The 3827-nt window shown below is 48.1% G+C and carries 3 protein-coding genes; all 3 read right to left on the bottom strand.

Annotated features, from left to right (window positions below; genetic code table 11):
• Window positions 1-956, bottom strand: a 956-nt coding sequence (fni, locus tag VIM91_RS07985) for a type 2 isopentenyl-diphosphate Delta-isomerase (protein ID WP_331864295.1), incomplete at its 3' end; no start/stop codon positions are given.
• Window positions 957-960: 4 nt separating this feature from the next.
• Window positions 961-2001: a hydroxymethylglutaryl-CoA reductase gene (locus tag VIM91_RS07980; protein ID WP_331864294.1), complete on the bottom strand. Its 1041-nt coding sequence runs from the start codon at window positions 1999-2001 to the stop codon at window positions 961-963.
• 141 nt (window positions 2002-2142) lie between these two features.
• Window positions 2143-3711: an inorganic phosphate transporter gene (locus VIM91_RS07975; protein ID WP_331864293.1), complete on the bottom strand. Its 1569-nt coding sequence runs from the start codon at window positions 3709-3711 to the stop codon at window positions 2143-2145.
• Window positions 3712-3827: the final 116 nt, after the last annotated feature.

The following is a 3827-nucleotide window of genomic DNA, read 5'->3' as shown; positions in this document are numbered from 1 at the left end:
GCAACCTGAAACTCTTGTTTTAGCTGTTGTATCTTTTGCTCGACCGCTTGCGTTGACTCAATCGCAGGGGTGAGAAAGGGGGCGGCTAAACCGCAAACACAGCCGCCCATTATAACCGATTTAACCATGTCAATACCATTACGAATGCCACCGCTGGCAAAGAACTTGGCTTGGCCTTGGTAAGGACGCGCCAGTTGCAGGGCTTGGGGCGTGGTGATTCCCCAGTCTTGAAATAACACGCCTAGATCAGATTGGGCGCGATGAGCCTCAATTCGGCTCCAAGATGTACCGCCACGCCCAGCTAAATCAAAATACTCGATACCAGCATCTAAGCCCAGTTTAATGTCGGCGGGTGATAAACCACAACCCACTTCTTTTAATACAATCGGTACCGTTAGTTTTTGTGCAAGTTGGTGAATTTTGTCTGCGAGGCCAGAAAAGTTTCGATCACCCTCAGGTTGAATCAGCTCTTGCAGCGGATTAAGGTGCAGAATCAAGGCGTCGGCTTGCAAAATATCTACCGCAGCGCGAGCTTCATCCACTCCAAAACCCGTGTTGAGCTGCACGGCTCCCAAATTGGCCAATATTGGAATACTGGGCGCATATTGGCGCAGATCAAAACTTTTACGTGCATTTGAGTCTTGAATCATCGCACGTTGCGAGCCGACGGCTAAAGCCACTTGTTGGGCTTCAGCGGCTTGAGCTAAATGTCGATTGATATTGACGAGGTTATCCGCGCCACCGCCGGTCATAGATGAAATCAGTAACGGAAAACTTAACGTTTTTCCCAGAAGTTGGGTGGAAGAATCGAGTTGATTAAAGTCGAGTTCGGGTAAAGCACGATGGTTTAGTTGAATCGCATCAAAACCGGACTGGGCGCGCTCAATTTCTCGATCCTGTAGCAGGTGATCGATGTGATCTTGTTTGCGCTGGGTAATGTTATGCGGCTCGGTCACGAGACTAACGTTCCAGTTTTAAGTGAGCAGCCATGAGTTCGCCAGGGTTGGTTTGGGCTGCTAATAAGGAGAGTTCGCCACATAAAGCCGTTGCGCCGGCAATACAAGCTAAGCGTCGAGCATTGTCCCCTGGTTGGGCTTGTGCATCGGTACAGCCAAGTTGCTCTAAGTTGGTCTGCACAAAGTCGAGCCCTTTGCCATTACCTACCGTGCCGACAATTAAGTTGGGCAGGGTGGTGGAAAAATACAAGTCGCCTTCCGGTGTGACTTCGGCATGATTAATAGCTTGTGAGCCTTCGACAATATTAGCCGCATCTTGACCGGTAGCCAAATAAAAGCCCAATAACATGTTGGCGACATGGGCGTTCGCCGTGCGTAAACCACCGGATACAATCGAGCCGATTAAGTCTTTCTTAATATGTAAATCAACCAAGGCTTGCGGGGTAGTTTTTAAAAATCGGCTGCATAGTTTGGCCGGAATCGTGGTTTCGCACACCACGTTTTTGCCACGCCCCAAAATGCCGTTCACCGCCGACACTTTTTTATCAGTGCAATAGTTGGCGGAAATAGAAACATATTCCAATTGGCTGTATTCCGCCAAAATCCACGGAATTAAGGTGTCGGCGGCTTGCGTTGCCATATTGTGGCCAGACGCATCGCCGGTGGTGAATTCCAAGCGTAAATAAATCAAGTTACCAATAATTTGGCTGTGAATATCAATCAGTTTGGCGAATCGACTGGATTGGCTGACTTGAGTTTGCATCTCATCTTGGCGCGCTTTTAAAGCTTGTAAACAACGTAAAGCTTCACCCGCGTGAGGCGCTTGTAACAATATCGAGCGCGTCATGCGTTCATCCACTAACGTAACGCGAATACCACCGGCATGCGCGGTGGTGCGTGCGCCGCGTGCCACAGAAGGCCATAAAGGGGTTTCATAGGTAGCCATTGGCACCATTAAGTCATCCACAGTCACATCACCGATTAGCTTAAATGGGCCAACCGATTGCATCGGAATCTGGGCAAATTGAGAGGTCTGATTAGTCATGCGCGCCATTATAAACGAGAAACGTGAAAATACATAAAAACCCGCTGAGAAAGCAGACATTACAAAACGGAGTTTATGAGGGAGTGAAGAGGTGTGAAACCACCAGGCCTGGTATGAGCACCAGGCCTGGTGGTTGAGACTTTATGGTGTCATAACTAATTGAATTGTGAAGAACACGCCTGCTGCGAGCAAGGCGGTAGCCGGTACGGTGATCACCCAAGCCGCGATCACTTTTAGCATGATCGAGCGTTTAACCAATTCTTCACGATAAACCTTCTTAAGACCTTTACGTTCTTTTTTGGTTAGGTGAGCATTGTTATCCAAGGCGTCGTTTTTCAAGTCTTGTAACATACGACCCTTTTCAGCCAAAGAGGCTTTATCAAAACGACGGATAAAGGCTTCCACAATCGCGCGATCTTTGCCTTTGTGGTGGTCTTCGATTTTCTGGATCATACGTTTATAGTTGGCTTTTAGGTATTCACGTAAGAAGCCGACCCCAAAAATGGCGCCAATCGTAACGTGCGTGGTGCTCACGGGTAATCCCAACTGCGAAGCCAAGATAACGGTTAAAGCCGCCGCCATTGCAATACTATAAGCACGCATTTGGTCGATATCGGTAATTTCGGTACCGACGGTGCGAATTAATTTAGGCCCATAAAGTGCCAAACCAATCGCAATACCCAAGGCACCAACCAACATGATCCAAAGAGGAATGGCCGCTTTACCATGGATTTCTGAACCCACAAGCGCATCGTTAATTGCGGCTAAAGGCCCAACGGCATTGGCGACATCGTTTGAACCGTGTGCGAAGCTTAATAAAGCGGCTGCAAAGATAAGCGGAATGGTAAACATTTTGTTTACGCCATCTTTGCTATTGGCATTCACTTTGGAAGCACGATCAACGATTGGTCGAGTAATAAAGTATACGATTAATGCCACCACAACACCGACGCCAACCGCACCCATAAAGCTTACCGGCATGACTTTTTTCAGGCCTTTCATCATTAAGTAAGTACCAAAAGCCCAGCCCATTAGAGCTAAAAGCCAAGGAACCATGCGGCGGGAGGCATCCATCATGTCTGACTTGTAGGTGATAGTGCGTTTGATGACATAAAGTAAAATGGCGGCAATCGTACCACCCAGTACTGGCGAAACCACCCAGCTGGCCACAATTTGTCCAACTGTATCCCAGTTTACAATCGCCCAACCTGCGGCCGCAATACCACCGCCTAATACGCCACCAATAATCGAGTGGGTGGTCGAAACGGGGGCGCCTAAAGCGGTGGCTAGGTTTAACCATAAGGCCGCGGCTAATAAGGCCGCCATCATAAGCCATACAAAGGTTTGCGCATCGGCAATGTCATCGGGGCTAATAATGCCGCCCTTAATGGTCGTAACGACGCTGCCACCGGCGATAATTGCACCAGCGGCTTCAAATACGGCTGCTATGGCAATCGCGGTGGTTAAGGTCATGGCTTTCGAACCCACCGCGGGGCCAACGTTGTTGGCGACATCGTTTGCGCCGATGTTCATGGCCATGTAACCACCGATCATCGCGGCGATAACTAAGGTAATGCTAATGTGGCCGTAATTGACGTAGGTAAACAGGATGACGCCGACTATAAATAACAACGCGAATCCAAATCGGAATAACTCGCTTCGACTACGTTTACTGGCTTCTTCTATGGTTTGAATGTTTTTCAGTTCCATGCTTTTGGCTTCCTGTTTATCATCAAATTACAACAAATTAGATAAAATTATATGGATCGATTTGCGCGGATTGTAACATTTCTTTTATAAAGCTGTCATAAAACTGCTTGATGGCG

Origin of the sequence: Thiomicrospira sp., from assembly GCF_036568485.1 — a bacterium.
Taxonomy (GTDB): Bacteria; Pseudomonadota; Gammaproteobacteria; order Thiomicrospirales; family Thiomicrospiraceae; genus Thiomicrospira.
Note: the sequence above shows the minus strand (reverse complement) of the source record. Positions and strands in the feature narration are given on the sequence as shown.